The organism is Mesorhizobium sp. M7A.F.Ca.CA.004.06.1.1 (genome assembly GCF_003999135.1).
Taxonomy (GTDB): domain Bacteria; phylum Pseudomonadota; class Alphaproteobacteria; order Rhizobiales; family Rhizobiaceae; genus Mesorhizobium.
Genome location: NZ_RZPQ01001076.1, coordinates 1 through 1,486, shown reverse-complemented (window position 1 = coordinate 1,486; position 1,486 = coordinate 1). Strand labels below are relative to the sequence as shown.

General features: G+C 62.9%; 2 protein-coding genes. Both read left to right on the top strand.

Going from position 1 to position 1,486, the window contains the following annotated elements; all coding sequences use genetic code 11:
• Window positions 1–356 (top strand): RcpC/CpaB family pilus assembly protein (locus tag EN906_RS33955; RefSeq protein WP_245484391.1); only part of this gene is annotated, 356 nt, incomplete at its 5' end.
• Window positions 357–386: 30 nt separating this feature from the next.
• Window positions 387–1,486, top strand: a 1,100-nt coding sequence (locus EN906_RS33950) for a type II and III secretion system protein family protein (protein WP_164777598.1), incomplete at its 3' end; no start/stop codon positions are given.

Below are 1,486 nucleotides of genomic sequence, written 5' to 3'. Positions count from 1 at the left end.
ATGCCAAGGCGCTGAGCGTCGGGCAGGGCGCCGACGAGCGCCAGACGACGCCGCAGATTTCCAATTCGGTGACTATCGAGGTGACGACAGACGGCGCGCAGAAAGTGGCGTTGGCCCGCACCGTCGGCACCTTGTCCCTGTCGCTTCGATCCGCCAGCGAAGGCGGTGACGGCAAGAACGGCGTCACCACCATCTCCTCCTTCGGCGGATCGGTCGCCTCGGATGTGCAGGCCGCGGCCGGCTCGGTGTTCGACGCCGTCACCAAGGAGCCGGAGAAACCGAAGTTCAAGACGGTCATCGTAACGCGCGGCACGAAGGCCGAGGAATACCAGGTTCCTTCGCGGGACCAGAAATAAGCCAGTGGGGACTGGGTGAGGGACGGGACAATGTTCGGGCTGTTCACATATCGGGTCATGGGGCGGTTGCGCATTTTGCGTGCGGTGGCTGTCGCGTCTTCGCTGGCTGCTGCCGCGATGCTGGCTTTCGGCGCCTCGGCGAGAGCTGACAACGACATCGTCTATGTGTCGTCGACCAAGAATGCGTCGATCAAGGTTGCCAAGGGCAAGCCGAAGACGATCATGACCAGTGCCGCCTTCTACCAGATCGTCATCGGCGACCCGGAGATCGCCAACGTCAATCCGCTGACCGACAAATCCTTCTACGTGCTCGGCAACAATCTCGGCACTACCGGCATTGCGCTGTTCGATGAGAAGAAGCAGCTTGTCGGCACCGTCGACATCGAGGTGACGCTCGACACAGACCAGCTGGCCAGCACCATTCGGGCCAGCGTGCCGGATGCCAGGATCAAGGTCGGATCGGCCAACGGCCGGGTCGTGCTGTCGGGCGAGGCGGATGACGCGGTCGCCGCCGAAAAGGCAAACAAGATCGCGACGCGCTTTTCCGGCACCGAGGAGGTCATCAACTCGGTCAACATCTCATCGTCGCAGCAGGTCCAGCTCAATGTCCGTTTTGTCGAGATCAACCGCCAGGCGGGTCAGGATCTGGGCGCCAAATACGCCGCCAATTTTGCCTACGGCCTCGGTGGCCGCGACGTCTCGATCGATCCGGGTACAGTGCCGGCCGCCGGCACCGGCGAGATCATCGGCAGGCTTTTGTCGAACGGCGTGTCGATCGATATCGCCATCAAGGCGCTAGAAGAGCGCGGCCTGGCGCGGCGGCTGGCCGAGCCGAACCTGATCGCCCGTTCCGGCCAGACAGCGAGCTTTCTCGCCGGCGGCGAATTCCCGATCCCGGTCTCCGAGGACGACGGCAAGATCTCGGTCAGCTACAAGAAATACGGCGTCAGCCTGGATTTCACGCCGACCGTCCTCAAGGATGGGCTGGTCAGTCTGGACATCGCGCCGGAAGTCTCCTCGATCGACGCGTCGGCCTCCTACAATATCGGGACCATCTCGGTTCCCGGCTTCATCGTGCGCCGTGCCAGGACGTCGGTAGACCTGAAGAACGGCCAGAGCTTCATGATCGC